Source organism: Rhizobium sp. P32RR-XVIII (assembly GCF_012641395.1).
Classification (GTDB): Bacteria; Pseudomonadota; Alphaproteobacteria; order Rhizobiales; family Rhizobiaceae; genus Rhizobium.
Genome location: NZ_JABAIH010000001.1, coordinates 314,322 through 340,481, shown reverse-complemented (window position 1 = coordinate 340,481; position 26,160 = coordinate 314,322). Strand labels below are relative to the sequence as shown.

Genomic DNA, 26,160 nt, shown 5'->3' with positions numbered 1-26,160 from the left:
TGCCAAGGTGACAGGGGATGCTATTTGCACGGGCTCTATCAAAATTTGAGACGCGGAAAACACGTTGAGACAGAAAGAGCGCCGGTCGGGCCACAAGCCGCCCGCTGGTTCCCCCGGCCATCACCGCCGTGACGAGCGTCCAAGCCGCCCGGCAAAAGCGGAGGCCAAGCCCGCGACTGCGCGGGAGACCATGCGCGAAGCGACCGTGCCCGGAGCGAACGAGCGGCCTCTGAAGAGCCGCACCGGCGACCGCCCCCTGGAGCGCGTTCCGGTCATTCTGGAATCCTCCGGAGCGGGCGACTTCCACCTCATCGACAGCGGCAACAGCCTGAAGCTCGAACAATACGGCCCCTATCGCATCGTCCGCCCGGAAGGCCAGGCGCTCTGGCAGCCGTCGCTGGCACCCCATGTCTGGGAAAAGGTCGATGCGGTTTTTACCGGCGATACCGATGAGGAGGGAACCGGCCGCTGGCGCTTTCCGAAGGAGGCGCTCGGCGAAATCTGGCCGCTGCATCTTCTCGGCGTCGATTTCTATGGACGTTTTACCTCCTTCCGCCATGTCGGCGTCTTTCCGGAACAGATCGTCCATTGGAGCTGGATGAAGCAACAGGTGGAGGCAGCGGGCCGGCCGCTGAAAGTCTTGAACCTTTTCGGCTATACCGGCGTCGCGTCGCTGGTCGCGGCGGCGGCTGGCGCGGAAGTCACCCATGTCGACGCCTCCAAGAAGGCGATTGGCTGGGCGCGTGAAAATCAGGCGCTCGGCCGGATGGAAAAACTGCCGATCCGCTGGATCTGCGAAGATGCGATGAAATTCATCCTGCGCGAGGAACGCCGCGGCAACACCTACGACATCATCCTTACCGATCCGCCGAAATTCGGCCGTGGTCCGAACGGCGAAGTCTGGCATCTCTTCGAACACCTGCCGCTGATGCTCGACATCTGCCGCGAAATCCTTTCGCCACAGGCACTCGGCCTGGTGCTGACCGCCTATTCGATCCGCGCCAGCTTCTATTCGATCCATGAGCTGATGCGCGAGACGATGCGCGGCGCCGGCGGGGTGGTCGAATCCGGCGAACTCGTGATCCGCGAGGCGGGCCTTGACGGCAAGACACCGGGCCGCGCGCTATCGACCTCTCTCTTCTCCCGCTGGGTGCCGAAATGAGCCATGAACATCGGGGCCACGGCCCGCACAAGGTCGGGCATGTGAAGGAGGTCACCTCGCTTGCCAATCCGATCATCAAGGACATCAAAGCGCTGAGCAATAAGAAGTCGCGCGAGGAGAGCGGCACCTTCATGGCCGAGGGCCTGAAGCTTGTGATCGATGCGATCGAACTCGGCTGGGCGATCCGCACGCTGGTCTATGCCAAGGCGGTCAAAGGCAAGCCGCTTGTCGAGCAGATGGCGGCCAAGACCGTCGCCTCGGGCGGCCTCGTGCTTGAGGTCAGCGAAAAGGTGCTTTCGTCCGTCACCCGCCGCGACAATCCGCAAATGGTCGTCGGAATTTTCGAGCAACGCTGGAAGCCGCTGAAGGAAATACGCCCGAAGGACGGAGAGACGTGGATTGCGCTCGACCGCGTGCGCGATCCCGGCAATCTCGGGACGATCATCAGAACGGCGGATGCCGCTGGCGCCTCCGGCGTGATCCTTCTCGGGGAGACCACGGACCCCTTCTCGCTCGAAACCGTGCGCGCCACCATGGGCTCCGTCTTTGCCGTGCCCGTCGCCAAGGCGACGCCTGAAGAGTTCATCGCCTGGAAGAAATCTGCAGGCGTGTCGGTCGTTGCCACACACCTTGCCGGCTCCGTCGATTACCGCACGATCGACTACAGGAAGAAACCGGTCGTCATCCTGATGGGCAATGAGCAGTCCGGCCTGCCGGACCAGCTGGCAAGGGAGGCGGATGCGCTCGCGCGGATACCGCAACAGGGGCGTGCGGACTCCCTCAACCTCGCGATTGCCAGCGCTGTCATGCTTTTCGAAGCGCGCCGCCATCTCCTTTCACTTTCCGAGGGCAAATGACCGAACAGCCGCTTGACCGTCCTGCGCTCTTCTCGCGACCGCTGCCGATCCTGATCTTCATTCTCGTCGCGGTCGTTATCGACCAGATCGTCAAGATCGCCGTCGATCATTATCTGCCGCTACACGAGGTGGTGCCGGTCATCCCGATGCTGGCGCTCTATCGCACCTACAATCTCGGCGTCGCCTTTTCGATGCTGTCGGGCATGGACGGCTGGTTCATCGTCGGCATGCGGCTCATCATCGTTGCCTTCGTGATCTGGCTTTGGCATCGCACCTCGAACGATCGATGGATCGCGCATACAGGCTTTGCGCTGATTATTGCCGGCGCGTTAGGCAATCTGGTCGACCGCTTTCTTTACGGGCACGTGATCGATTATATTCTCTTTCACACCCAGACCTGGTCCTTCGCGGTCTTCAACCTTGCCGACAGTTTCATCACGGTTGGTGCCGGCTGCGTCATCCTGGACGAGCTTCTGCAGCCGAAAAAGGCGAAAGGCTAAAACTTTACGCTTTTCCTGAAGGCATTCGGAACGGCGGCTATGTTAGCCAGAGATTATGCACAGTCTGGCTCAGATGCAGGAACGACTTGCCGCCGCATTTGGCGCTGCTGCCAAGCCGCATGATCCGCGGGCAGCAGATGATGCTGCACAGCCTGTGACTGCAAACCGAAGGCGGCCGCTCCGCATCCTTCTCTCCTACTGGCTCGGTGGCTTCGGCTTTTGCGTGGCTATCGCGCTGGTCATGCTCGGGCAGGCCGGTGGGCTCGAACTGTTCGCCATCGGCTTCGCCGTTCTCACTATGGCCCTCTTCGGTTACGCGGCAGGCCGCCGGACAAAGCCTCGGCAAGGGAGCGGCAATCCGCTGCAGGCAAGCCACGCGGCGGAGCTCTTCGCCAATGTTCACGACGCACTTGGCGACATCACCGTAACCCGCACGATCGACCGGCGGATCGTCGGCGCCAACGCCACCTTTTGCCGCCTGACAGGACGTCCGAAGCCTAAAGGACAGACATGCGAGGAAATCGGCATTGCCTTTCGCCCGAGCGCCGATCCGCACCGCTTCGATGTCGAGATTTCGACGCCGGAAGGACAGCGCGTCTTCGTCTGGCATGACGTTGTCACGCGCGATCCCGCAGACGGCCGCCTGCTGATTCAAAGCGTCGCCAGCGATGTGACTGCGGAGCGCCTTTCTACGCAGGCACGCGAGGAGGCACGCCAAAAGGCCGAATATAACAGCGCCGCCAAATCCCGCTTGCTTGCGACCGTCAGCCATGAAATCCGAACGCCGCTATCGGGCATTCTCGGGATGACGCACCTGCTGGAGCAGGCCCAGATGACCCAGGAGCAGCAGAATTATGTTGGCGGCATCCGCCAGTCCGGTCACGCGCTGGTCCAGCTCGTCGAAGACCTCCTCGACTTCTCAACCATCGAGGTCGGCCGCTTCCAGCTTCGTCCTCGTAGCGAATCGCTGCGGCAGCTTCTCGAAAGTGTCGTCGAGATGCTCGCCCACCGCGCCCATGAGAAGGGCATCGAGATCGGCGCGACGGTTTCCTCCGACGTGCCGGAATTCATGAGTTTCGACCCTGCCCGGCTGCGCCAGGTGCTTTTCAACGTCATCGGCAATGCAGTGAAATTCACTCAGGCCGGCGGCGTGTTCATCCGCGTGTCCTTGGACGGCGACGACCTGATGACCACCGTGTCGGACAGCGGTCCGGGTATGACGGCGGACGAGCAGGCGCGGATCTTCGGTGAGTTCGAGCAGGGAGGAACCATGATGGAAAAGAGCGCCGGCACCGGGCTCGGCCTAACCATTTCCGCCCGCATCATGCGTGAGTTCGGGGGATCGCTCACCGTCGCCAGCGAAAAGGGCAAGGGCAGTGAATTCACGATCCGCTTTCCCGCCGGAATCCCGGAAGACGGCCGTGGCCGGCGCAAATTGCTGCTTGCCGGCAATATTGTCCTGCTTCTGGCGCCAGCCGGTGCGGCGCGCGCCGCCATCGCCGAGACGATCGTCGCACTTGGCGGCGAATGTCATTTGGTGGGCGATGGCGAAGAGGCGCGGCAAACGCTTCTCGCGATCGCCGCGAGAGGCCACCGCCCGACGGACATTATTGTCGATCACCGCATGTCTGCGGAATTTACCAGGCACCTCGCCGACCGGGTCGAAATTGCTGATCTCGGTCTGCGCAAGACCCTTCTCGTCAACCCGGAAGAGCGCAATGCCCACCCGCTTGATCTTTTCGATGCCTGGCTCATCCGGCCGCTTCGTGAGCAATCGCTGATCGACGTGCTGCGCGGCCGCATGCGCGGAATGGAGAAGCGCGACGCGCTGAACGACAACCAGCCCGGCTTCGCGGCTGCCGTTCCCGAGCCGAATGTGCAAGGAGGGCTGAGTGTCCTGTTCGGCGAGGACGATCCGATCAATGCGATGCTCATCCGTGCCATGCTGGAAAAGGGCGGACACCGCGTTCACCACGTCGAAGATTTCGAAACGCTGCTCGACTGCGCCCTTGCCGAAGGCAGCACCCGGCCGGACATTATCATCAGCGATCTCACGATGCCCGGCGGCGAAGGCGTTGAAATGATCGGCCGGTTGCGAGGTCACGAACGGCGGCTGCAGGTCGTTCCGGTGCCGGTGATCGTGCTGACTGCCGATAGCCGGGACGAGTCGCGCCGCCAAGTACTGCTGGCCGGTGCAAATCGTGTGATGCTGAAACCTGTCGACCCAATCCGGCTATTGACGGAAATCCATGCCGTCGCAGCCCTTTCCGCCCGCCGTGCCGAAGCGCTCTGAGCGGGGTGACAAAAACGACGTTTTTCCGTAAACTCCATGTCACTTTCCTGTCGCATAGAAGTGTTTTATGACACGCCATGAGCCGGCAACCGGAGAATCAGCATGTCTATCGACATCCTTAATCGCGACACGACGGCGGAGGCTGCTCCGCCTGCAACGCCTGTCGCGCCAAAGGAAGGCGACGTCATGGGCCGCATCGGCAACCTCGAAACCCGCCTCGCCCGCAACGCGCGCGAGATCGATGCGGCACAGCATGTGCGCTACCGGGTTTTCGTTCAGGAAATGCAGGCACAGCTCCCGCCGGAAGCCATGCGCCGCGAACGCGATTTCGACGCTTACGACGCCTTCTGCGATCACCTTCTTGTTCTCGACAACTCGATAGAAGGCGACACGGAAGACCAGATCGTCGGCACCTACCGCCTGCTGCGCCAGGACGTAGCCATGGCGAATGGCGGTTTTTACTCGGCTTCCGAATTCGCGATCGACGAGCTTCTCGCACGCCATCCGGACAAGCGTTTCATGGAGCTCGGCCGCTCCTGCGTGCTGCCGGAATACCGCACGAAGCGCACGGTCGAACTTCTGTGGCAGGGTAACTGGGCTTACGCGCTGAAGCACGGCATGAGCGCCATGTTCGGTTGCGCCTCCTTCCCTGGCGTCTATCCGGAGAGCCACGCGCTGGCGCTTTCCTTCCTGCACCATACCGTTCTTGCCAAGGGCGAATGGGCAGTCAGCGCGCTGCCGCATCTGGCGCGCGACATGGATCTGATGCCGCAGGAAGCCGTCAACCCGAAGAAAGCCCTGATGGCGCTTCCGCCGCTCATCAAAGGATATCTTCGCCTCGGTGCCATGGTCGGGTCGACGGCTGTCGTCGACCATGCTTTCAACACGACGGATGTGCTGATCGTGCTGCCGATCGCGAGCATTTCAGATCGCTATCTGAACTACTACGGCGCCGACGCCGGCCGTTTCGCAAGCTGATTTCCTGGAAGTTCAATCAAAAGCCCGCCTCGAAAGCTCGAGGCGGGCTTTTTGTTGGGATCACCCGGCCGAGTAAGCTGCAATCGCGGCCATATTGACGATGTCGGAATCCTTGGCCCCCATCGAGGTGATCTGAACGGCCTTGTCGAGGCCGACCAGGATCGGGCCGATGACCGTCGATCCGCCAAGCTCCTGCAGCATCTTCGTGGAGATCGAGGCCGAGTGGAAGGCTGGCATGACCAGTACGTTTGCCGGCGCAGACAGGCGGCAGAACGGGTATTGGTCCATTACCCTGCGGTTCAACGCCACATCAGCCGCCATTTCGCCGTCGTATTCGAAATCGACGCGACGCTTATCGAGGATCTTCACCGCCTCGCGTATGCGCTCCGAGCGTTCACCCGAGGGATGGCCAAAGCTCGAATAGGCGAGCAGCGCAACGCGCGGGTGATAACCCATGCGGCGTGCAAGACCTGCCGCTTCCTCGGCAATATCCGCGAGCGCCTCGGCGGTCGGCATGTCGTGAACCGCGGTATCGGCAACAAAGACCGTGCGGCCGCGCGCAAGCACCAGCGAAACGCCAATGACACGGTGACCGGGCTTCTCATCGATGCAGCGGCGCACGTCTTCCAGCGCCGTCGAATAGTTGCGGGTGAGGCCCGTGACCATGCCATCCGCATCGCCGAGCGCGACCATGCAGGCGGCGAAATGATTGCGATCGTTATGGATGAGGCGTGTCACATCGCGGTGGAGATAACCGTCCCGCTGCAATCGTGCATACAAATAATCGATATAGACTTCGCCACGGGTCGAAATGCGTGCGTTGACGATCTCGAGGCCCGGCCGGTTAAGGTCGATACCGGCGCGCTCCGCTGTTGCCCTTATCAGGTCTTCGCGGCCGAGAAGGATTGCGGTGCCCAGCTCCTGGTTGGCATAGGACATCGCCGCGCGCAGGACCTGCTCCTCCTCCGCCTCGGCAAAGACGATGCGCTTCGGGCGCCGGCGCACCCGCTCATAGAGGCTCGCGAGCGTCGAGGCGATCGGATCGCGCCGGGCCGAAAGCTCGCGCCGATAGCCGGCCATGTCGGTGATCGCCTTGCGGGCGACACCGCTCTTGATCGCAGCCTCCGCCACTGCCGCCGGGATCGCCGAGATCAAGCGCGGATCGAAGGGAACCGGAATGATGTACTGCGCGCCGAAGCGCGGCCGGTTGCCCTGGTAAGCGGCAACGACGTCGTCCGGCACGTCCTCGCGCGCCAGAGCGGCAAGCGCTTCGACGGCAGCGATCTTCATCTCGTCGTTGATCGTCGTTGCCCGCACGTCGAGCGCACCGCGGAAGATGTAAGGGAAGCCGAGAACGTTGTTCACCTGGTTCGGGTAGTCGGAGCGCCCCGTCGCCATGATGGCATCATCGCGGATGCGGGCGACCTCTTCCGGCGTGATTTCCGGATCGGGATTGGCCATCGCAAAGATGATCGGCCGTTCCGCCATCGAGCGGATCATGTCTTCCGTAAAAGCACCCTTCTGGGACAGGCCGAAAACGACGTCCGCACCCTTCATGGCTTGCTCCAGAGTGCGCGCCTTGGTCTTTGCCGCGTGCGCCGACTTCCACTGGTTCATGCCCTCGGTGCGGCCCTGGTAGATCACGCCCTTGGTATCGACGAGAATGACGTTCTCCGGATTGAAGCCCATCGCCTTGATGAGTTCAACGCAGGCGATTGCCGCGGCCCCGGCACCGTTGCAGACGAGTTTCGTCGTCTTCAGGTCTCGTCCGGTCAGCTCCAGCGCATTGATGAGGCCGGCGGCTGCAATGATCGCCGTTCCATGCTGGTCGTCGTGAAAGACAGGGATATCCATCAACTCGCGCAGCCGCTGCTCGATGATGAAGCAGTCGGGAGCCTTGATATCCTCCAGATTGATGCCGCCGAAGGAGGGGCCGAGGAAGCGCACGCAGTTGATGAACTCGTCGACATTTTCCGTGTCGATTTCGAGGTCGATCGAATCGACATCGGCGAAGCGCTTGAACAGAACGGACTTGCCTTCCATCACCGGCTTCGAGGCAAGCGCCCCGAGGTTGCCGAGACCGAGAATCGCCGTGCCGTTGGAGATGACGGCCACCATATTGCCACGTGTCGTATAGTCATAAGCCGTACCAGGGTCGGCAGCGATTGCCTTGACCGGCACTGCGACGCCCGGCGAATAGGCAAGCGAAAGATCGCGTTGCGTCGCCATCGGCTTGGTCGGGTTGATTTCCAGCTTCCCGGGCCGCCCCATAGCGTGAAATTCGAGCGCTTCATTGTCACTGACCGTACGGATCGGACGGTCTTTCTTCTCGGTATCTGCCATTTCTCCTCCAACGTCTTGTGGGCGACGCGTTGCCCTTCCTGAATAGCTGTTGTCATCTATAGCGGCGCGCGGATAGGGTTGGCACCTGTTTTTTTGGGAAAAACTGCAACCCCGTGAACGCACGAATAGACACCGGAAACGAAGCCTTCACCGCGGCCGAGCTTGCCACGGAAGAAAGCCGCGCGTCGGCAACGCCGATGATGGAGCAGTACATCGAGATCAAGGCGAACAATCCCGGTTCGCTGCTCTTCTATCGTATGGGCGATTTCTACGAGCTGTTCTTCGAGGATGCGCTGGAGGCCTCGCGCGCACTCGGCATTACCCTGACGAAACGGGGTCAGCACATGGGGCAGGATATCCCGATGTGCGGCGTGCCGGTGCATGCGGCAGATGACTATCTGCAGAAACTGATCGCGCTCGGTTTCCGCGTCGCTGTTTGTGAACAGGTGGAAGACCCGGCGGAGGCGAAGAAGCGCGGTTCGAAATCCGTCGTCAAACGCGATGTCATCCGACTCGTCACACCAGGCACGATCACCGAGGAAAAGCTGCTTTCGCCCTCGGAATCGAACTATCTGATGGCGCTTACCCGGATTCGCGGCACATCCGAGCCGGTGATGGCGCTTGCCTGGATCGACATATCGACCGGTGTTTTCCGGCTTGCGGAGACGGAAAGCTCGCGACTGCTCGCAGATATCCTGCGCATCGATCCGCGCGAACTGATCCTGCCCGATACGATCTTCCATGATGCTGAGTTGAAGCCGGTCTTCGACGTGCTCGGCCGCACTGCCGTGCCGCAGCCGGCCGTTCTCTTCGACAGCGCAACAGCGGAAAGCCGCATCGTCCGCTACTTCGGCGTCTCCACGCTCGACGGTTTCGGCACCTTCTCCCGCGCCGAACTCGCCGCCGCGGCGGCGGCCGTCGCCTACGTCGAAAAGACGCAGATCGCGGAACGCCCGCCCCTAGGCAAGCCGGAGCGGGAGAGCGGCGCCTCGACGCTCTTCATCGATCCCGCAACCCGGGCCAATCTGGAGCTTGCCCGCACGCTGTCGGGCGACCGGAACGGCTCGCTCTTGAAAGCGATCGACCGCACCGTCACCGGGGGTGGAGCTCGACTTCTCGCCGAGCGGCTGATGTCGCCGCTGACCGATCCTTCCCATATCAACGAGCGATTGGACTCGATCGGCTTCCTCATGGAGGAGCCGTCGCTCTGCGGCGATCTGCGCGACGCACTGAAGCATGTGCCGGATATGCCGCGCGCACTCTCCCGCCTCGCCCTCGATCGCGGTGGTCCCCGCGATCTCTGGGCGATCCGGCAGGGACTGGGTGCCGCTGCCGACGTGGCCGGACTGCTTGGCACAGCGCTTCTCCCGGAAGAACTCGGCAAGGCGCTTTCCGGCCTGCAAGCATTGCCATCGGCACTCGAAACGCTGCTTACTGAAACGCTCGCCGACGAACTGCCGCTTCTGAAGCGCGACGGCGGCTTCCTGCGTGACGGCGCCAATGCCGAACTCGACGAGGTACGGGCGCTGCGAGACCAGTCGCGCCGGGTCATAGCCGGATTGCAGCTGCAGTACGCGGATGAGACCGGCATCAAATCGCTGAAGATCAAGCACAACAACGTCCTCGGCTATTTTATCGAGGTGACCGCCGGCAATGCCGGGCCGATGACGGATACGCCCGACGCCAAGGCCCGCTTCATCCATCGCCAGACGATGGCGAACGCCATGCGCTTCACAACCACCGAGCTTGCCGACCTCGAAAGCCGCATCGCGAACGCAGCCGACCGGGCATTGCAGATCGAGCTCGAAGCCTTCGACCGGATGGCGGCAGCGGTGGTCGCTGAAGCAGAGACGATCAAGGCTGGGGCCCGGGCACTTGCAGTCATCGACGTTGCGGCCAGCCTCGCCTTGCTTGCCGAGGAACAGGCCTACTGCCGGCCCCTCGTCGACGGATCGAAGATGTTTTCGATCGAAGGCGGTCGTCACCCGGTTGTCGAGCAGGCGCTGCGGCGCCAGTCCTCCGGCCCGTTCGTCGCCAACAATTGCGACCTCTCGCCGAGTTCGGGCGGCAAGGACGGGGCAATCTGGCTGCTCACCGGTCCGAACATGGGCGGTAAGTCGACGTTCCTCCGCCAGAATGCATTGATTGCAATCCTCGCCCAGATGGGCTCCTTCGTGCCCGCCACCTCGGCACATATCGGCATCGTCGACCGGCTCTTCTCCCGCGTGGGGGCCTCGGATGATTTGGCGCGCGGTCGGTCGACCTTCATGGTCGAAATGGTCGAAACCTCGGCGATCCTCAACCAGGCGACCGACCGCTCGCTGGTCATCCTCGATGAAATCGGCCGCGGCACCGCAACGTTCGACGGTCTGTCCATCGCCTGGGCGGCGGTCGAGCATCTGCACGAGGCCAACCGCTGCCGCGGGCTCTTCGCCACCCATTTCCATGAGCTGACAGCGCTTTCCGAAAAGCTTCCCCGCCTGTCAAACGCGACGATGAAAGTGAAGGAATGGGACGGCGACGTCATTTTCCTGCATGAAGTCGGTCCCGGCGCCGCTGACCGCTCCTACGGTATCCAGGTCGCACGCCTGGCTGGCCTTCCCGCCTCAGTCGTCGCCAGAGCCCGTGATGTATTGAGCCGTCTGGAGGATGCCGACCGCAAGAATCCGGCGAGCCAGCTGATCGATGACCTGCCGCTCTTTCAAGTCGCCGTGCGCCGCGAGGATACAAATCGCAAGCCCTCGAAGGTCGAAGAGGCGCTGAAGGCAATGAGCCTCGACGACATGACGCCGCGCGAGGCGCTGGATGCGCTTTATGATCTCAAAAAGCAGATGACCTAGGGAGAGCCGCAATGTTCATGGGCAGTCTCCTGCAGGAAACCCGGCGCCTTGCCGAAATGTTCACCGTCCTCGAAGCGTTGCGCAATGCGGACGAGCATGGCACCCCCCGCGGCTGGAACTCCCCCTTCGGCATGCTCGAAATCACGCGATCGTGTGCTATCATCTGCGAGCTTGCGACTGCCATTGCCAAGGCTGGCTACCGCGAATGCGATAAAGCCACTGTTGACGCGATTGCCGGCGAGGCACGCAGCGTCCTTTACTCGGTGAATGAACAAGTCGCGGCTTGAGAGCCCTTCCTTCCCAAGGGAGAAGGCAACCACCTTTTCGCCAAAATTAAGGGTTCTTGCAGTATGAAAGCCCGTGTCAAACGCCGGGCAAAGAGGCTATAGCGCATGCAGACGAAACGAGACGCGGTCGCGCCGCGCGAACAGGAAGCCGCTCCGCGCATGGCGACGAACGACATCGATTTCTCGGAAATTCTCGACCCAGCCTATCTGCGGTCCCTTTGCGAGGCGGTTGCCGAAGCCAACAAGAATCAGCCGGACGTCATGCGTTCCGAGCTGCTTGCCACCCTCAAGAAAGCAAGCAGCGAGGGCCGCGAAAGGGCACGGGCGCTTCTCTCGGCCGACGGCGGCGGCCTGAACTGCGCCCGGCGCATTTCCTGGGTGCAAGACCACATCATTTCTGCGCTTTACGAGTTCACGACAGCCCATGTCTTCCCGGCTCAGCGCGGCAAGTTTGCAGTCACCGCCGTCGGAGGCTACGGCCGCGGCACGCTGGCGCCCGGCTCCGATATCGACCTGCTCTTCCTTTTTCAGCCGAAGCCGGCGGAAGAGACCCACAAGGCCGTCGAATTCATGCTCTACGTCCTCTGGGACATGGGCCTCAAGGTTGGCCATGCAACGAGGACGATCGAGGAGTGCATCGCGCTCTCCCGGTCCGACATGACGATCCGCACGGCGATCCTCGAGATGCGCTACATCTGCGGATTGGAAATGCTCGCGACCGAGCTTGAGACCCGTTTCGACAAGGAGATCGTCACCGGCACTGGCCCGGAGTTCATCGCCGCCAAGCTTGCCGAACGCGACGACCGCCACCGCAAGGCGGGCGATACCCGCTATCTCGTCGAGCCCAACGTCAAAGAGGGTAAGGGCGGGCTTCGCGACCTCCACACGCTCTTTTGGATTTCCAAATACTACTACCACGTCCGCGATACTGCTGAACTCGTCGCGCTTGGGGTCCTCTCCAAGCATGAGTACCGCGTTTTCGAGAAGGCTGACGACTTTCTCTGGGCAGTGCGCTGCCACATGCACTTCCTGACCGGCAAGGCGGAGGAGCGGCTTTCATTCGACATCCAGCGGGAGATTGCCGAGGCGCTTGGATATCATTCCCGCCCGGGCCTTTCGGCCGTCGAGCGTTTCATGAAGCACTATTTCCTGGTTGCGAAGGATGTCGGCGACCTGACACGAATTCTATGCGCGGCCCTCGAAGATCAGCAAGCGAAGTCCGCGCCTGGACTCAGCGGCGTCATCAGCCGCTTTGCCCGGCGCACGCGCAAAATCCCTGGCTGCATGGAATTCGTCGAGGACCGGGGCCGCATTGCGCTCTCCAGTCCGGACGTCTTCAAGCACGATCCGCTCAACATCATCCGTCTCTTCCATGTTGCCGATATCCATGGTCTCGAGTTCCATCCGGATGCGCTGAAGGGCGTCACGCGCTCGCTCAACCTGATCGACAACGATCTGCGGGAAAATGACGAGGCAAACCGCCTCTTCATGTCGATGCTTACCTCCAAGCGCGATCCGGCCCTCATCCTGCGCCGCATGAACGAGGCCGGCGTGCTCGGCCGCTTCATTCCCGAATTCGGCAAGATCGTCGCGATGATGCAGTTCAACATGTATCATCATTACACGGTGGACGAGCATCTGATCCGTTCCGTCGAAGTCCTCTCCGAAATCGACAAGGGCAAGGCCGAGGAGCTGCATCCGCTCTCCAACAAGCTGATGCCGCATATCGAAGATCGCGAGGCGCTCTATATTGCCGTCCTTCTCCACGATATTGCCAAGGGCCGGCAGGAAGACCATTCCGTCGCCGGTGCCCGTGTTGCTCGCAAACTCTGCACCCGTTTCGGTCTCTCACAAAAGCAGACGGAACTCGTTGTCTGGCTGATCGAGGAGCATCTGACGATGTCGATGGTCGCACAGACCCGCGACCTTACCGATCGCAAGACAATCACCGACTTTGCCGACCGGGTTCAATCACTCGATCGCCTGAAGATGCTGCTGATCCTGACAATCTGCGACACCCGTGCGGTCGGCCCCGGCGTGTGGAACGGCTGGAAGGGCCAGCTGCTGAGAACGCTCTACTTCGAGACCGAGCTGCTACTTTCAGGCGGCTTTTCGCAGGTCTCCCGCAAGGAGCGGGCTCAATTCGCGGCGGAAGCGCTGTTCAACGCGCTGTCGGATTGGAGCCAGAAGGATCGCAAGACTTACAGCAAGCTGCACTACCAGCCCTATCTGCTTTCCGTTCCTTTGGAAGACCAGGTTCGTCACGCCCATTTCATCCGCCAGGCTGACAAGAACGGTCAGGCGCTGGCGACGACCGTGCGGACGGATAGTTTCCATGCGATTACCGAAGTTACGGTGCTCTCTCCAGACCACCCCCGCCTGCTCGCCATCATTGCCGGCGCGTGTGCGGCAGCGGGCGCGAATATCGTGAACGCGCAGATTTTCACGACTTCCGACGGCCGTGCGCTGGATACGATCCATATCAGCCGCGAATTCCAGGACGACGCCGACGAGCTTCGCCGTGCCGCCAGCATCGGCAAGATGATCGAAGACGTGCTTTCCGGACGCAAGCGGCTGCCGGAGGTCATTGCCACGCGCACGAAGAATCGCAAGAAGAACAAGGCATTCGTCATTCCGCCGTCGGTCAACATTACCAACAACCTGTCGAACAAGTTCACCGTCATCGAAGTCGAATGCCTCGACCGCACCGGCCTGCTTTCGGAGATCACCGCCGTGCTGTCCGATCTTTCGCTTGATATCCAATCTGCCCGCATCACGACCTTCGGCGAGAAGGTGATCGACACCTTCTACGTCACGGACCTCGTCGGACAGAAGATCTCCAGCGACAGCAAGCGCTCCAATATCACTGCCCGGCTGAAGGCTGTTATGGCCGGCGAGGAGGATGAGCTTCGCGAGCGCATGCCCTCCGGCATCATTGCGCCCGCCGATACGGCGCAAACCCTGCAGCCGGGTGAAAAGAAAGCCGGTTCCCCCGTATGAGTCTTGTCAAGAAATTCGCCACTGTCGGCGGCGCGACCCTCGGCAGCCGTATCTTCGGTTTCGCTCGCGAAACGCTGATGGCGGCGGCTCTCGGTACCGGTCCCATGGCCGACGTCTTCTACGCCGCCTTCCGCTTTCCCAATCTCTTCCGCCGGCTGTTTGCCGAAGGCGCCTTCAACGCGGCTTTCGTGCCGCTCTTTGCGAAGGAGATCGAAGCGAACGGCACGGATGGCGCCAAGCGCTTTTCCGAGGAAGTCTTCGGCGTCCTCTTTTCCGTGCTGCTGCTCATCACCATCGTGATGGAGCTTTGCATGCCGTTGCTCGTGCGCTTCGTCATCGCGCCGGGCTTTGCCGACGATGCGGAAAAATTCTCGATCACTGTCCGGATGGCAGCGGTGATGTTTCCCTATCTCATGTGCATGTCGCTGACGGCGATGATGAGCGGGATGCTGAATTCGCTGCATCATTTCTTTGCCGCAGCCATCGCGCCCGTTTTCCTCAACGTGGTGATGATCGGCGCGCTGTTTTACTCGCTCTATATCGGCGCCGAACCGCTCCAGACCGCCTGGTATCTCTCCTGGGGCGTCCTCGCGGCAGGCATCCTGCAACTCGTCGTCGTCTATATCGGCGTCTTGCATGCGGGCATGAGCATCGGCTTTCGCTTCCCCCGCATCACGCCGAACGTCAAGCGGCTGCTGATCCTTGCGGTGCCAGCCGCCGTTACCGGCGGTATCACCCAGATCAACCAGATGGTCGGCCAGGCGATCGCCTCCTCACGCGAAGGCGCGATCGCAGCGCTTCAATATGCGGATCGCATCTACCAGCTGCCGCTCGGCGTTGTCGGCGTCGCCGTCGGCGTGGTGCTGCTGCCCGAACTGGCGCGCGCCCTCAAGGGCGGCAATCTGCGCGAGGCCGCGAACCTGCAGAACCGGTCGATGGAATTCGTGCTGTTCCTGACCATCCCGGCCGCCTTTGCGCTCTGGATTCTCTCCGACGAGATTATCCGCGTCCTCTATGAGCGTGGCGCCTTCCACCAGGAAAACACCGCGATCGTCGGCTCCATCCTCGCTGTCTACGGCATCGGTCTGCCCGCCTTCGTGCTGATCAAGGCGCTACAGCCGGGCTTCTATGCGCGCGAGGACACCAAGACGCCGATGCGCTTTTCCGCCGTCGCCGTTGGCGTGAACTGTGCGACGGCGCTGACGCTCTTTCCCTTCCTCGGCGCGCCCGGCATTGCCGTGGCGGAGGCGACGGCGGGCTGGATCAGCACCGTGCTTCTGTTCACCACGCTGCTGCGCCGCGGTCACCTTACCTGGGAATGGGCCTTGGCGCGGCGCACGGCACTGCTCGTCGTCTCCGCAGCCGTCATGGGCGGTGTGATCATGTACCTGCAGCACCGTTGGGAGCCGTGGCTAGCCTCAGGCGCGCATCTGACCGCGAAGGTCGGCACGCTCGGCCTTCTGATCGTCATCGCCATGGCTGTCTACTTCGCGACAGCGTTCCTGATCGGCGGCGCCGATCTTGGCATGATCCGGCGGAACCTCAAACGGAAGCCTGCGCCCAACACCGAAGTCTGACTGCGGCCATCGTTGTCAGCAATAGCTCCAGCGGCGCTTCGGCCCGACATCGACATGGACAATTCCGTTGCAGTATCGCCCGATGCCGCCGATGCCGGGTGCGGTCTGCGCTGCCGCGATGATCGCCCGTTCAGAGACGCCCGCCACACGGATATCGGCTGCGTTGCAATAGCGGTGCTGAGAATGCGCGCGGCCGGAACGCGGCCGGAAGCCGGAGGTAACCACCGGTATTCGACCGGTCTTGGCCGCGATATGTGAGAGGATGGCTCTAAGCTGCGGCGGGAAGCAGCCGATTTTGACGCTAACGGTCTGAACCGTGTAAGCCAGGGATGCGGTGTTGTTGAAAGGTCTTACCTTGGTTTTTTTGCTGGTCTGCGCCTCGGCATTGACGCAGCAGGACAAGGTGAACAAGCCAGCAAGAACGAGTGATAAGGTCGTATGCATGACGTCCCCTCCAGGTAGAACTGCAGCCGATCATGCTGCGCTCTGGTTGGTGGCGAGAACGTTCATTCAAAAAGTGGCCATTTTGTGAAATTTTATACCTGTATATAAAATGAGATATCCTCATTTTCTTGGCCTCATTCAGCAGATGTAGCTAAAATTGAGTATAAATTACTCTCAACCTTTTGATGGAAATCAATGCGTTGGCACAACCTTGCATTAGAAGACACTGTCCGTCGCTGGCAAGACGATGTAATGCAAAATAGCAGCCCCAGCCGGAGCCTTATTGATGCCCCAATCTCTCTTCCTCGTTACGCTCGTCGTCGACGACTATGATCGCGCAAAGGCATTCTATTGCGGCGCGCTGGGGTTTGACTGCCTGCAGGACGAGGTGCAGCCCGAAGGCAAGCGCTGGGTGGTCGTCAAGCCCAGAGGTCCTGAGGGTGCCGCATTCCTGCTTGCGCAAGCAGTGGGCGAACGGCAAAAGGCGGCGATTGGAAACCAGACCGGCGGCCGCGTGGGCTTCTTCCTGAAGACCGGCGATTTCGACCGGGACTATGCCGCAATGCTTGCGAACGGGGTCACCTTCCTCGAGGCTCCACGTCACGAAGTTTACGGCACCGTGGCCGTGTTTGCGGATCCTTACGGCAACACCTTCGACCTCATTCAACACACCGCACCCGCCGCCTCTTGATTGCTGCCCTTCGCGCGTGCATAAGCCGCCGCGTTAGCAACATGACCCTTTGGGTCTGGGGCCCTCCACCAGCCTAATCGAGGACAACGTGACCGAATTCAAAAAGCTCGTATTTTCCGGCGTACAGCCGACCGGAAATCTCCATCTCGGAAACTATCTCGGCGCAATCCGCAAGTTCGTGGCGCTGCAGGAAGGCAACGATTGCATCTATTGCGTCGTCGACCTGCATTCGCTGACCGCTCAGCTCGTGCACCAGGACTTGCCCGGCCAGATCCGCTCGATCGCCGCAGCCTTCATCGCCTCGGGCATCGATCCGGAGAAGCATATCGTCTTCAACCAGTCGGCCGTGCCGCAGCACGCCGAACTCGCCTGGATTTTCAACTGTGTCGCCCGCATCGGCTGGATGAACCGCATGACGCAGTTCAAGGACAAGGCCGGCAAGGACCGAGAGAACGCCTCGCTAGGGCTACTGGCCTATCCAAGCCTGATGGCGGCTGACATTCTCGTTTATCGCGGCACGCATGTTCCGGTGGGTGACGATCAGAAGCAGCATCTCGAGCTTGCCCGCGATATCGCGATGAAGTTCAACCTCGATTATCAGGATCACATTCGCCGGGCCGGCCACGGCATCGACATCACCGTCGGCGACGAGCCTGTGCATGCCTACTTCCCGATGGTAGAGCCGCTGATCGATGGCCCTGCGCCGCGCGTCATGTCGCTTCGTGACGGCACCAAGAAGATGTCGAAGTCCGATCCCTCGGACCTCTCGCGCATCAACCTGATGGACGACGAAGACGCCATCTCGAAAAAGATCCGCAAGGCCAAGACCGATCCGGAGGGGCTGCCGAGCGAAGTGGAAGGCCTGAAGGGCCGGCCGGAAGCCGACAACCTCGTCGGCATCTATGCCGCCCTGGCCGATAAGTCGAAAGCCCAGGTGCTGTCGGAATTCGGTGGCCAGCAGTTCTCCGTCTTCAAGCCGGCGCTGATCGAGCTTGCAGTCCAGGTGCTGTCGCCGATCACACGAGAGATGCGCCGCCTGATGGACGATACGAGCCACATCGACGCCATCCTTCACAACGGCAACGAGCGGGCTCGCGCCCGCGCCGAAGCCACCATGAAGGATATACGCGACATCATCGGCTTCCTGTACTAGGCATGTCGCAGATAGCGAGCCTCCGTGCAAAAACGGGGGCTTGCAAATCTCCCGGCTAGGGTGTCAGAGTCCGAGCCATGGTATCAAAGCGACTCTCACGGCTGGAAGGTCATCGCCGCAAATTCATGGCGGTCATCGATGGCACACCCGAGTGCCAGTGCGCCGTGCATTATGCGGGCCGGCGCGCTAAGAATTCCAATGGCGGACTGGTGCTCGTCTATGTCATTCCCGAAGGCGATTTTCAGCAATGGCTGGGCGTTGAGGAGATCATGCGGGCCGAGGCCCGCGAAGAGGCCGAAGCCGTTGTCGCCAAATCAGCTCTGGTGGTCCGCGAAACGATCGGCATCGAACCGGAAATCGTGATCCGTGAGGGAAGTTCCGTCGCGGAGATCAATGCGGTGATCGAGGAAGACCGCGATATCGCAATCCTGGTGCTGGCCGCCAGTTCTGCCAAGGAAGGCCCCGGGCCACTGGTGTCATCTGTTGTCGGAAAAGCTGCTGCCTTTCCAATTCCCGTTACCGTGTTGCCCGATACGCTGACCAACGAGGAACTGGATGCGCTGGCCTAGCATAGGGCGCCAAGGCAGCCTATTTCTGGAGTCTCGGGCTCTTGATTAGCGTGGCCAATCGGCCTATTTTCTTTTGAAGAATTCTAAAGACGGCCTGAGCAACGATCTGGCCCGCATGGAGAGCGAAATGTTCATTCAGACCGAAGCCACGCCGAACCCCGCCACCCAAAAGTTCCTGCCGGGTAAGGTCGTCATGGAAAGCGGCACGGCCGAATTCCGCAATGCCGAGGAAGCACAGGCTTCACCGCTCGCCGCCCGCCTTTTCGAAATCCCGGGCGTTACCGGCGTCTATTTCGGCTATGACTTCATCTCTGTTTCCAAAGAGAATCAGGAGTGGCAGCACCTGAAGCCCGCTATCCTCGGCTCCATCATGGAACACTTCATGTCTGGGAAGCCGGTGATGGGTGAAGCCTCCGCGCTTTCCGAAGAACTCGATGCCGGCGGTGAATTCTTTGACGAGGCTGACGAAACCATCGTGCTCACCATCAAGGAACTGCTCGACACCCGCGTGCGCCCAGCAGTGGCCCAGGATGGCGGCGATATCACGTTCCGCGGCTTCAAGGATGGCAAGGTCTATCTCAACATGAAGGGCTCCTGCTCCGGCTGCCCCTCGTCTACGGCGACCCTGAAGCACGGCGTCCAGAACCTGCTTCGCCACTTCGTTCCCGAAGTGCAGGAAGTGATCGCAGCCTAAGGGCTTGCGCCGAAATTCAGCCGGCTCAACATTGCGGCGAGCTGGCTGATTTTATGGTGGTTTTTATTCGGAAATTGATGGCATGATTGTTCTGGCGCTCGACACGGCGGGTGTGGATTGCGCTGCCGCTCTATACGACAGCGGCAGCGATACGATGCTGGGGGAGGCATCGGACATGATCGGCAAGGGTCACGCGGAACATTTGATGGGAATCATCGACCGCGTGCTGAAGCAGGCGGATATGAAGCTCGCGATGGCTGAACGCGTTGCGGTCACCATCGGTCCAGGTTCCTTCACCGGCATCCGTGTCGGTGTCGCGGCGGCTCGGGGCTTTGCTCTTGCGCTCAATATTCCGGCTGTCGGCATCACGACGCTTGAAACCATGGCTGCCGCCCAGCGCGAGAAGACCCCCGGCCGCGCCGTTCTTGCCGCCATGGATGCCAAGCGCGGCGAAATTTATCTCCAGAGTTTTTCCGCCGACGGCGTGGCGCTCGACGAACCTCGTGCCGTGACGATCGAGGAGGCTCAATCCATCACGGCAACCTTCGACGGCGAGATCACCGGATCGGCGGCGCCGCTGCTGAGGCCGGAAGGCGCTGGCGATCAAGCCAACAAGTTTCCCATCTCCATCGTGGCTCGCCTCGGCGCTGCCGCCGATCCGGGTTCTGGAAAGCCGAAGCCTCTTTATCTGCGCGGACCCGACGCCAAACCGCAGGCCGGGTTTGCGATCGCACGAGTGTGACCATGCTGGAATCCTATCTGACCTTGAAACCGGAATTCGAGATCCTCGCCATGGAAAGCGACGACTGCCATGCGGTTTCTACCCTGCACGGGGAACGCTTTGCACGCCCCTGGGGAGACGGCGAGTTCTACGGTCTGCTCAGCCAGGACAACGTCTTCGGTTTCGTCGCGCGCCAGACGAACGCCTTTCTGAAAAAACCGCTGCCGGGCTTCGTACTTGCCCGGGAGGTCGCTGGCGAGGCGGAAATTCTGACGATCGCCGTGCAGGCGAGGGTTGCACGCGCAGGACTCGGCTGGAGGCTGATGCAGGCGGCGATGCGCGAAGCCAAGCTGCGCGGCGGCGAAAGCATTTTCCTGGAAGTCGATGACGGCAACGCTGCCGCTCTCGGACTGTATCGCAAGCTCGGCTTTGAGAAGGTCGGCGAGCGCCGTGGATACTACAAGGACGCGAACGGTGCCGTTTCCACGGCGCTTGTCATGAAGCGCGTTCTTCGCTAGTTCCGTGAAGAACCGGAATTTCTAATGAAGGCCGCCAATGACGGACACAGCCAAGACCCTTGAGGAGCTTTGCACCGAGCGCGGCATGCGGATGACCGAGCAGCGCCGGGTGATTGCCCGTATCCTGGAAGAGTCGGCCGACCACCCGGATGTCGAGGAGCTACACCGTCGCTCCGTAACGGTCGATGCGAAGATTTCGATCTCGACCGTCTATCGCACAGTCAAGCTTTTTGAAGACGCCGGCATCATCGCCCGCCATGATTTCCGCGACGGCCGCTCGCGTTACGAGACAGTACCGGAAGAGCATCACGACCACCTGATAGACCTGAAGAACGGAGTGGTCATCGAGTTCCGTTCGCCGGAGATCGAAGCGCTGCAGGAGCGTATTGCCCGCGAACACGGCTTCCAGCTCGTGGACCATCGGCTGGAGCTTTACGGCATTCCGCTGAAGAAAGACGAACGCTGAACCGATGACCGGACCCGCGGGGAGTTGGAGTTGATCGTCTGGCTGCGTATCGCCTATGCCGCGATCGTCATCGTCACCGCAAGCATCCTGCTGATGCCCTTCCAGCTTCTCAGTCTATATTTCGACTGGAGGCTTCGGCGTACGCTCCCGCGCCTCTGGCATCGCGTTGCCTGCCACGGACTCGGCATTCGCGTGAAGGTCCACGGTAGGCTCGAGGGACGCAGGCCGCTGATGCTATGTGCCAATCACGCCTCCTGGATGGATATCATGGTCTTGTCGTCCATCGCCGATGTCGCTTTCATCGCCAAGATAGAGGTGCGTGACTGGCCGATCTTCGGACTGCTCGCCCGCCTGCAGAAAAGCGTCTTCATCGTTCGCGAAGAGAAGCGAAAGACCGGTGCCCAGGCAAGCGAGATTGCAAGCCGCATGGCCGACGGCGAAATCGTCGTGCTCTTTCCGGAAGGCACGACCTCCGACGGCAATCGTCTGCTGGAGGTCAAATCCTCGCTCTTCGGGGCAGCCGCAATGGCCGTGCCCCACTCGCCGAACGGCTCAGTCTTCGTGCAGCCGGTCGCGATCGCCTATACCAGGGTGCACGGCATTGCCATGGGGCGCTATCATCGCCCGCTGGCCAGCTGGCCCGGCGACGTGGAACTCGTGCCGCACCTCCTCGATATCGTAAAATGTGCCGCGTTCGATGCCGAAGTCACCTTCGGCGAGGCGGTCGAGTACCGTTCGGATTCGAGCCGAAAGGAGGTCAGCGCCACCATCGCACGCCGCATCCGCGCCATGCTCAACAGCCGCTTGCGCGGCCGCGAAATTGCCTGAGTCAAGATTTCCGTTTTCTACAGGGCAAAAAACCACTAAATAGCCCGCCATGACCCAAGACAGCGCCCTTCTTCCGGCCCCGGAGATTGCCCCCAACGAGGGGCTCCGCGATGGCAGCAACAGCCGCAAGGTCTTCATCAAGACCTATGGCTGCCAGATGAACGTGTACGACTCGACGCGCATGAGCGATGCCCTCGCCCGCGACGGCTATGAGCCTACCGAGGATATGGAAGAGGCCGACCTCGTCCTCCTGAACACTTGCCACATCCGCGAAAAGGCGGCCGAAAAGGTCTATTCGGCGCTGGGCCGTTTGCGGGAGATGAAAAAGAAAAAGGCTGCCAGCGGGCGCGAGATGATGATCGGCGTTACCGGTTGCGTCGCCCAGGCAGAGGGCGAGGAAATTCTTCGCCGCGCGCCCGCCGTCGACGTTGTCATCGGCCCGCAGACCTATCACCGCCTGCCGGAAGCCCTGCGGCGTGCCAAGGACGGCCATCGCGTCGTCGACACCGAATATGCGCTGGAAGACAAATTCGAGCATCTGCCGCTTGCCGAAGCCAAGAAGATTCGCGCGCGCGGAGTGACATCGTTCCTGACCGTTCAGGAAGGCTGCGACAAGTTCTGCACCTTCTGTGTCGTTCCTTATACCCGTGGTTCGGAGGTCTCCCGGCCGGTCAGTCAGATTCTCGAGGAGGCACAAAAACTTGTGGACGGCGGCGTGCGTGAAATCACGCTGCTCGGGCAAAACGTCAATGCCTGGCATGGCGCCGGCCCCAATGGCGAAGAGTGGAGCCTTGGCGACCTTCTCTACCGGCTTGCGGAAATCCCAGGCCTTGCCCGGCTCCGCTACACCACCAGCCATCCGCGCGATATGGACGACCGCCTGATCGAGGCGCATCGCGATCTGCGCGCTCTGATGCCTTACCTGCACCTGCCCGTGCAGTCCGGTTCGGACCGCATCCTGAAAGCCATGAACCGCCGCCATACCGCGGCTGAATATATGACGCTGATGGAGCGCATCCGGGCTGCCCGCCCCGATATCGCGCTGTCCGGCGATTTCATCGTTGGCTTCCCAGGGGAGACAGACGAGGATTTTGAAGCTACACTGCGTCTGGTGGGGGAGGTGCGCTATGCGCAGGCCTTCTCCTTCAAATACTCGACACGGCCGGGTACGCCCGGTGCGGAAATGAAGGACCAGGTGCCGGAAGAGATCAAGGCAGAACGGCTCGAGCGGCTGCAGGCGCTTCTTCTCAGGCAGACGCAGGAATTCAACGAATCCTGCGTCGGCAAGACGATCGATCTGCTGCTTGAGAAGCCGGGCCGGCTGCCGGGACAGATTATCGGTCGTTCCCCTTGGCTTCAGTCAGTGAATGTTGATGCAAAAGCATCGCAAATCGGTGACATTATCAATGTGCGAATCACCGGAACCGGAACTAACAGCCTGTTTGCCGAGTTTGCAGAGGCTGAGGTCTAACCTAAGGAGCTCGACCGCTTGAAGGGACAAGAATTGGTTTCTTCTTCACCGCGCCACCCACGCATAGCGAGCGACGCCAATCATTTCGTCCTAACGTTCGAGAACAACCGGTTCGCCAGTGAGCTATTTGGTCAATTCGACCAGAACCTGAAACTTCTCGAAGAGCGGCTCAATATCGATGCGCGCGCGCGGGGCAACTCCGTCGTTATTACGGGTGATGTCGTTACCACCAATCAAGCGCGACGCACCCTCGACTACCTCTATGAAAAGCTCCAGAAAGGCGGCAGCGTGGAACGATCCGACGTGGAGGGCGCAATCCGCATGGCGGTTGCTGCCGACGATCAGTTGAGCCTGCCGACTATGGAGAAAAAAACCAAGCTGACGATGGCGCAGATTTCGACGCGCAGGAAGACGATCGTTGCGCGGACGCCGACGCAGGATGCCTATATACGCGCCATGGAGCGGGCCGAGCTGGTTTTCGGCGTCGGACCTGCCGGGACCGGCAAGACCTATCTCGCCGTTGCGCATGCCGCCCAGCTCCTGGAGCGCGGAGCCGTCGAGAAGATCATTCTTTCCCGCCCAGCCGTCGAAGCCGGCGAGCGCCTTGGCTTTCTGCCGGGCGACATGAAGGAGAAAGTCGACCCCTATCTCCGACCGCTCTATGATGCGCTCTACGACATGATCCCGGGTGACAAGGTCGAGCGCGCGATCACGGCCGGCGTCATCGAAATCGCCCCGCTCGCATTCATGCGCGGTCGAACGCTGTCGAACGCAGCGATCATCCTCGACGAAGCGCAAAACACGACATCCATGCAGATGAAGATGTTCCTGACGCGTCTTGGCGAGAATTCACGCATGATGGTGACCGGCGATCCGAGCCAGATCGACCTGCCGCGCGGGGTGAGGTCCGGACTTGTCGAGGCGCTGCAGCTGCTGGAGGACGTGGAAGGAATTTCGACGATCCGCTTCAAGGATGTCGATGTCGTGCGCCATCCGCTGGTCGGACGGATTGTCAGGGCTTATGACGCCACCTATGCAACCCGGCCGGAAGATGCCGGCCCGCAGGTCTGATGGCCGAGCTCGATATCCAGATCAGCATCGAGGAGGGCGACTGGCCCTCCGAAGATGAGCTTCGGGCGTTGGCGGAGCGCGTGCTCGAAACGGCGGCGAGCTTTCTCAAGAGCAATGAGAAGCAGAAGTTTCCAAAGACGGGGACGGAGCTTTCGCTCGTCTTCACGGATGACGAATCCATCCGTGCGATCAACGCCGAATGGCGCAAGAAGGACAAGGCGACCAATGTCCTCTCCTTCCCAGCCTTTCCGGTGACGCCGGGAAAGATGCCAGGACCGATGCTTGGTGATATCATCATCGCCAAGGAAACCGTCGAACGAGAAGCACGAGAGCTCGAAAAGCCGTTCGAAGACCATCTGACGCATTTGATGGTACATGGTTTCTTGCATCTCTTCGGCTACGACCATATGGATAGTGACGAAGCCGAAATTATGGAGGGGTTAGAGACTCGCATTTTGGCGGTACTCGGCCTATCTGACCCATACGAGGGTCAAGACCTAAAAATGGAACCATGAGCGACTTTACGACGAAACCCGCGGCAGAAGCCAAGGACGCCGATCAATCCTCCTCCTCAGATGAGGCGGGCAGTAGTAGCAGGCAATCCGGACGATCCTTCTGGGCGCGCGCCGCCCGCATTCTTCGCCCGCAGCAGGGCTCGCGCATTCGCGAAGATCTCGCCGACGCGCTTATGACGTCGGACACCGGCGACGATGCCTTTTCGCCAGACGAGCGGGCGATGCTCCATAACATCCTCCGCTTCCGCGAGGTGCGCGTCGCAGACGTGATGGTGCCTCGGGCCGATATCGAGGCTGTCGATCAGAACATAACCATCGGCGAATTGATGATTCTCTTCGAGGAATCCGGACGCTCCCGTATGCCGGTCTACGCCGAGACGCTCGACGATCCGCGCGGCATGGTGCATATCCGCGACCTCCTTTCCTATGTCGCCAAGCAGGCGCGCAACAAGCGCCGAGCGGGCGCGAAGACACCCAAAGGGCCGGACCCGCTTGTCGAGATCGCCCCGGAGAACATTCAGAAGCCGGCACGCTCGGCGAAGCCGAATTTCGATCTCGCTCGCGTCGACTTGCAGAAGACGCTCGCCGAGGCCGGCATCATCCGCAAGATTCTTTTCGTACCACCATCGATGCTTGCATCCGATCTGCTTCGCCGCATGCAGGTGAACCGCACGCAGATGGCGCTCGTCATCGACGAATATGGCGGCACCGACGGGCTCGCTTCGCACGAGGACATCGTCGAGATGGTCGTCGGCGATATCGACGACGAGCATGACGATGAGGAGGTCATGTTCAAGCGTATTTCCGAAGACGTCTTCGTGGCGGATGCCCGCGTCGAGCTGGAGGAGATCGCAGAGGCTATCGGCCCGGATTTCGACATCAGCGAGCAGGTCGACGAAGTCGATACGCTGGGCGGCCTGATTTTCTCCGCCCTCGGCCGCATTCCGGTACGAGGCGAAGTCGTACAAGCACTGCCGGACTTCGAATTCCACATTCTCGAGGCCGATCCGCGCCGCATCAAGCGCGTTCGCATCACCCGCAAGCGCCAAGCGATCCGTCGCCGCGTCAAGGCCGACGGCGACGGCACGACCGGATTAACGGACGACCGGCCCACCGAATCGACGTCGAGCTGATTTCCGCAGGACGACAAAACGCGCCTTTTTTGAAAGACTGCGAGCCGAG

Annotated in this window: 23 protein-coding genes; 21 read left to right on the top strand and 2 right to left on the bottom strand. The window is 61.1% G+C overall.

Annotated features, from left to right (window positions below; translation table 11 throughout):
- Nucleotides 1-64 precede the first annotated feature (64 nt).
- From HGP14_RS01715 to HGP14_RS01695, 5 genes are all read left to right on the top strand, one after another.
- Nucleotides 65-1,162, top strand: a complete 1,098-nt coding sequence (locus HGP14_RS01715; RefSeq protein ID WP_168828119.1) for a class I SAM-dependent methyltransferase — start codon at nucleotides 65-67, stop codon at nucleotides 1,160-1,162.
- Nucleotides 1,159-2,019, top strand: a complete 861-nt coding sequence (locus HGP14_RS01710) for a TrmH family RNA methyltransferase (RefSeq protein ID WP_168828118.1) — start codon at nucleotides 1,159-1,161, stop codon at nucleotides 2,017-2,019. The genes HGP14_RS01715 and HGP14_RS01710 overlap by 4 nt, the downstream gene beginning before the upstream one ends.
- Nucleotides 2,016-2,519 carry a signal peptidase II gene (gene lspA / locus HGP14_RS01705; protein ID WP_168828117.1) on the top strand — a complete coding sequence of 168 codons (504 nt, stop codon included), beginning with the start codon at nucleotides 2,016-2,018 and terminating at the stop codon, nucleotides 2,517-2,519. Before HGP14_RS01710 ends, lspA begins: the two co-directional genes overlap by 4 nt.
- A 55-nt stretch (nucleotides 2,520-2,574) precedes the next feature.
- The gene (locus HGP14_RS01700; RefSeq protein WP_168828116.1) at nucleotides 2,575-4,812 is read left to right on the top strand and encodes a hybrid sensor histidine kinase/response regulator; all 2,238 of its coding nucleotides are present in this window, start codon (nucleotides 2,575-2,577) and stop codon (nucleotides 4,810-4,812) included.
- Nucleotides 4,813-4,914: 102 nt separating this feature from the next.
- The gene (locus HGP14_RS01695) at nucleotides 4,915-5,790 is read left to right on the top strand and encodes a GNAT family N-acetyltransferase (RefSeq protein WP_168828115.1); all 876 of its coding nucleotides are present in this window, start codon (nucleotides 4,915-4,917) and stop codon (nucleotides 5,788-5,790) included.
- Between the two features lie 60 nt (nucleotides 5,791-5,850).
- Here the strand turns inward: HGP14_RS01695 and HGP14_RS01690 are convergent, their stop codons facing one another.
- Entirely contained in the window at nucleotides 5,851-8,133 is a 2,283-nt protein-coding gene (locus HGP14_RS01690) for an NADP-dependent malic enzyme (RefSeq protein ID WP_168828114.1), read from the bottom strand.
- Between the two features lie 113 nt (nucleotides 8,134-8,246).
- On the opposite strand from HGP14_RS01690, the gene mutS reads away from it, so the two are divergent.
- From mutS to murJ, 4 genes are all read left to right on the top strand, one after another.
- Nucleotides 8,247-10,973, top strand: a complete 2,727-nt coding sequence (gene mutS / locus HGP14_RS01685) for a DNA mismatch repair protein MutS (RefSeq protein WP_168828113.1) — start codon at nucleotides 8,247-8,249, stop codon at nucleotides 10,971-10,973.
- A gap of 11 nt (nucleotides 10,974-10,984) precedes the next feature.
- Nucleotides 10,985-11,260 carry a hypothetical protein gene (locus HGP14_RS01680; protein WP_168828112.1) on the top strand — a complete coding sequence of 92 codons (276 nt, stop codon included), beginning with the start codon at nucleotides 10,985-10,987 and terminating at the stop codon, nucleotides 11,258-11,260.
- A 105-nt stretch (nucleotides 11,261-11,365) separates the two neighbouring features.
- Nucleotides 11,366-14,260 (top strand): [protein-PII] uridylyltransferase, encoded by a 2,895-nt coding sequence (locus HGP14_RS01675; protein ID WP_168828111.1) that lies wholly within the window; start codon nucleotides 11,366-11,368, stop codon nucleotides 14,258-14,260.
- Nucleotides 14,257-15,837: a murein biosynthesis integral membrane protein MurJ gene (gene murJ / locus HGP14_RS01670; RefSeq protein WP_168828110.1), complete on the top strand. Its 1,581-nt coding sequence runs from the start codon at nucleotides 14,257-14,259 to the stop codon at nucleotides 15,835-15,837. The genes HGP14_RS01675 and murJ overlap by 4 nt, the downstream gene beginning before the upstream one ends.
- 15 nt (nucleotides 15,838-15,852) lie before the next feature.
- On the opposite strand, the gene HGP14_RS01665 is transcribed toward murJ, so the two are convergent.
- A complete protein-coding gene (locus HGP14_RS01665; RefSeq protein WP_168828109.1) occupies nucleotides 15,853-16,281 on the bottom strand; it encodes a YcbK family protein in 429 nt (142 codons plus the stop codon).
- Between the two features lie 286 nt (nucleotides 16,282-16,567).
- On the opposite strand from HGP14_RS01665, the gene HGP14_RS01660 reads away from it, so the two are divergent.
- From HGP14_RS01660 to HGP14_RS01605, 12 genes are all read left to right on the top strand, one after another.
- Nucleotides 16,568-16,972 (top strand): VOC family protein, encoded by a 405-nt coding sequence (locus HGP14_RS01660; RefSeq protein WP_205926994.1) that lies wholly within the window; start codon nucleotides 16,568-16,570, stop codon nucleotides 16,970-16,972.
- An 88-nt stretch (nucleotides 16,973-17,060) separates the two neighbouring features.
- Nucleotides 17,061-18,125: a tryptophan--tRNA ligase gene (gene trpS / locus HGP14_RS01655; RefSeq protein WP_168828107.1), complete on the top strand. Its 1,065-nt coding sequence runs from the start codon at nucleotides 17,061-17,063 to the stop codon at nucleotides 18,123-18,125.
- Nucleotides 18,126-18,202: 77 nt separating this feature from the next.
- Nucleotides 18,203-18,694 (top strand): universal stress protein, encoded by a 492-nt coding sequence (locus HGP14_RS01650; RefSeq protein WP_168828106.1) that lies wholly within the window; start codon nucleotides 18,203-18,205, stop codon nucleotides 18,692-18,694.
- Nucleotides 18,695-18,821: 127 nt separating this feature from the next.
- A complete protein-coding gene (locus HGP14_RS01645; protein WP_168828105.1) occupies nucleotides 18,822-19,388 on the top strand; it encodes a NifU family protein in 567 nt (188 codons plus the stop codon).
- An 82-nt stretch (nucleotides 19,389-19,470) separates the two neighbouring features.
- A complete protein-coding gene (tsaB, locus tag HGP14_RS01640; protein ID WP_168828104.1) occupies nucleotides 19,471-20,130 on the top strand; it encodes a tRNA (adenosine(37)-N6)-threonylcarbamoyltransferase complex dimerization subunit type 1 TsaB in 660 nt (219 codons plus the stop codon).
- 2 nt (nucleotides 20,131-20,132) lie between these two features.
- Nucleotides 20,133-20,627, top strand: a complete 495-nt coding sequence (locus HGP14_RS01635; RefSeq protein ID WP_168828103.1) for a GNAT family N-acetyltransferase — start codon at nucleotides 20,133-20,135, stop codon at nucleotides 20,625-20,627.
- Nucleotides 20,628-20,664: 37 nt separating this feature from the next.
- The gene (locus tag HGP14_RS01630; RefSeq protein WP_168828102.1) at nucleotides 20,665-21,093 is read left to right on the top strand and encodes a Fur family transcriptional regulator; all 429 of its coding nucleotides are present in this window, start codon (nucleotides 20,665-20,667) and stop codon (nucleotides 21,091-21,093) included.
- Nucleotides 21,094-21,123: 30 nt separating this feature from the next.
- Complete coding sequence (locus tag HGP14_RS01625) at nucleotides 21,124-21,921, top strand: lysophospholipid acyltransferase family protein (RefSeq protein WP_168828101.1); 798 nt, start codon at nucleotides 21,124-21,126, stop codon at nucleotides 21,919-21,921.
- A gap of 49 nt (nucleotides 21,922-21,970) precedes the next feature.
- The gene (gene miaB / locus HGP14_RS01620; protein WP_168828100.1) at nucleotides 21,971-23,392 is read left to right on the top strand and encodes a tRNA (N6-isopentenyl adenosine(37)-C2)-methylthiotransferase MiaB; all 1,422 of its coding nucleotides are present in this window, start codon (nucleotides 21,971-21,973) and stop codon (nucleotides 23,390-23,392) included.
- An 18-nt stretch (nucleotides 23,393-23,410) separates the two neighbouring features.
- Nucleotides 23,411-24,463 (top strand): PhoH family protein, encoded by a 1,053-nt coding sequence (locus HGP14_RS01615; protein WP_168828099.1) that lies wholly within the window; start codon nucleotides 23,411-23,413, stop codon nucleotides 24,461-24,463.
- The gene (gene ybeY, locus HGP14_RS01610; RefSeq protein WP_168828098.1) at nucleotides 24,463-24,978 is read left to right on the top strand and encodes an rRNA maturation RNase YbeY; all 516 of its coding nucleotides are present in this window, start codon (nucleotides 24,463-24,465) and stop codon (nucleotides 24,976-24,978) included. Before HGP14_RS01615 ends, ybeY begins: the two co-directional genes overlap by 1 nt.
- Nucleotides 24,975-26,111 carry a hemolysin family protein gene (locus HGP14_RS01605; protein WP_168828097.1) on the top strand — a complete coding sequence of 379 codons (1,137 nt, stop codon included), beginning with the start codon at nucleotides 24,975-24,977 and terminating at the stop codon, nucleotides 26,109-26,111. The genes ybeY and HGP14_RS01605 overlap by 4 nt, the downstream gene beginning before the upstream one ends.
- The last annotated feature ends 49 nt before the right edge of the window (nucleotides 26,112-26,160 follow it).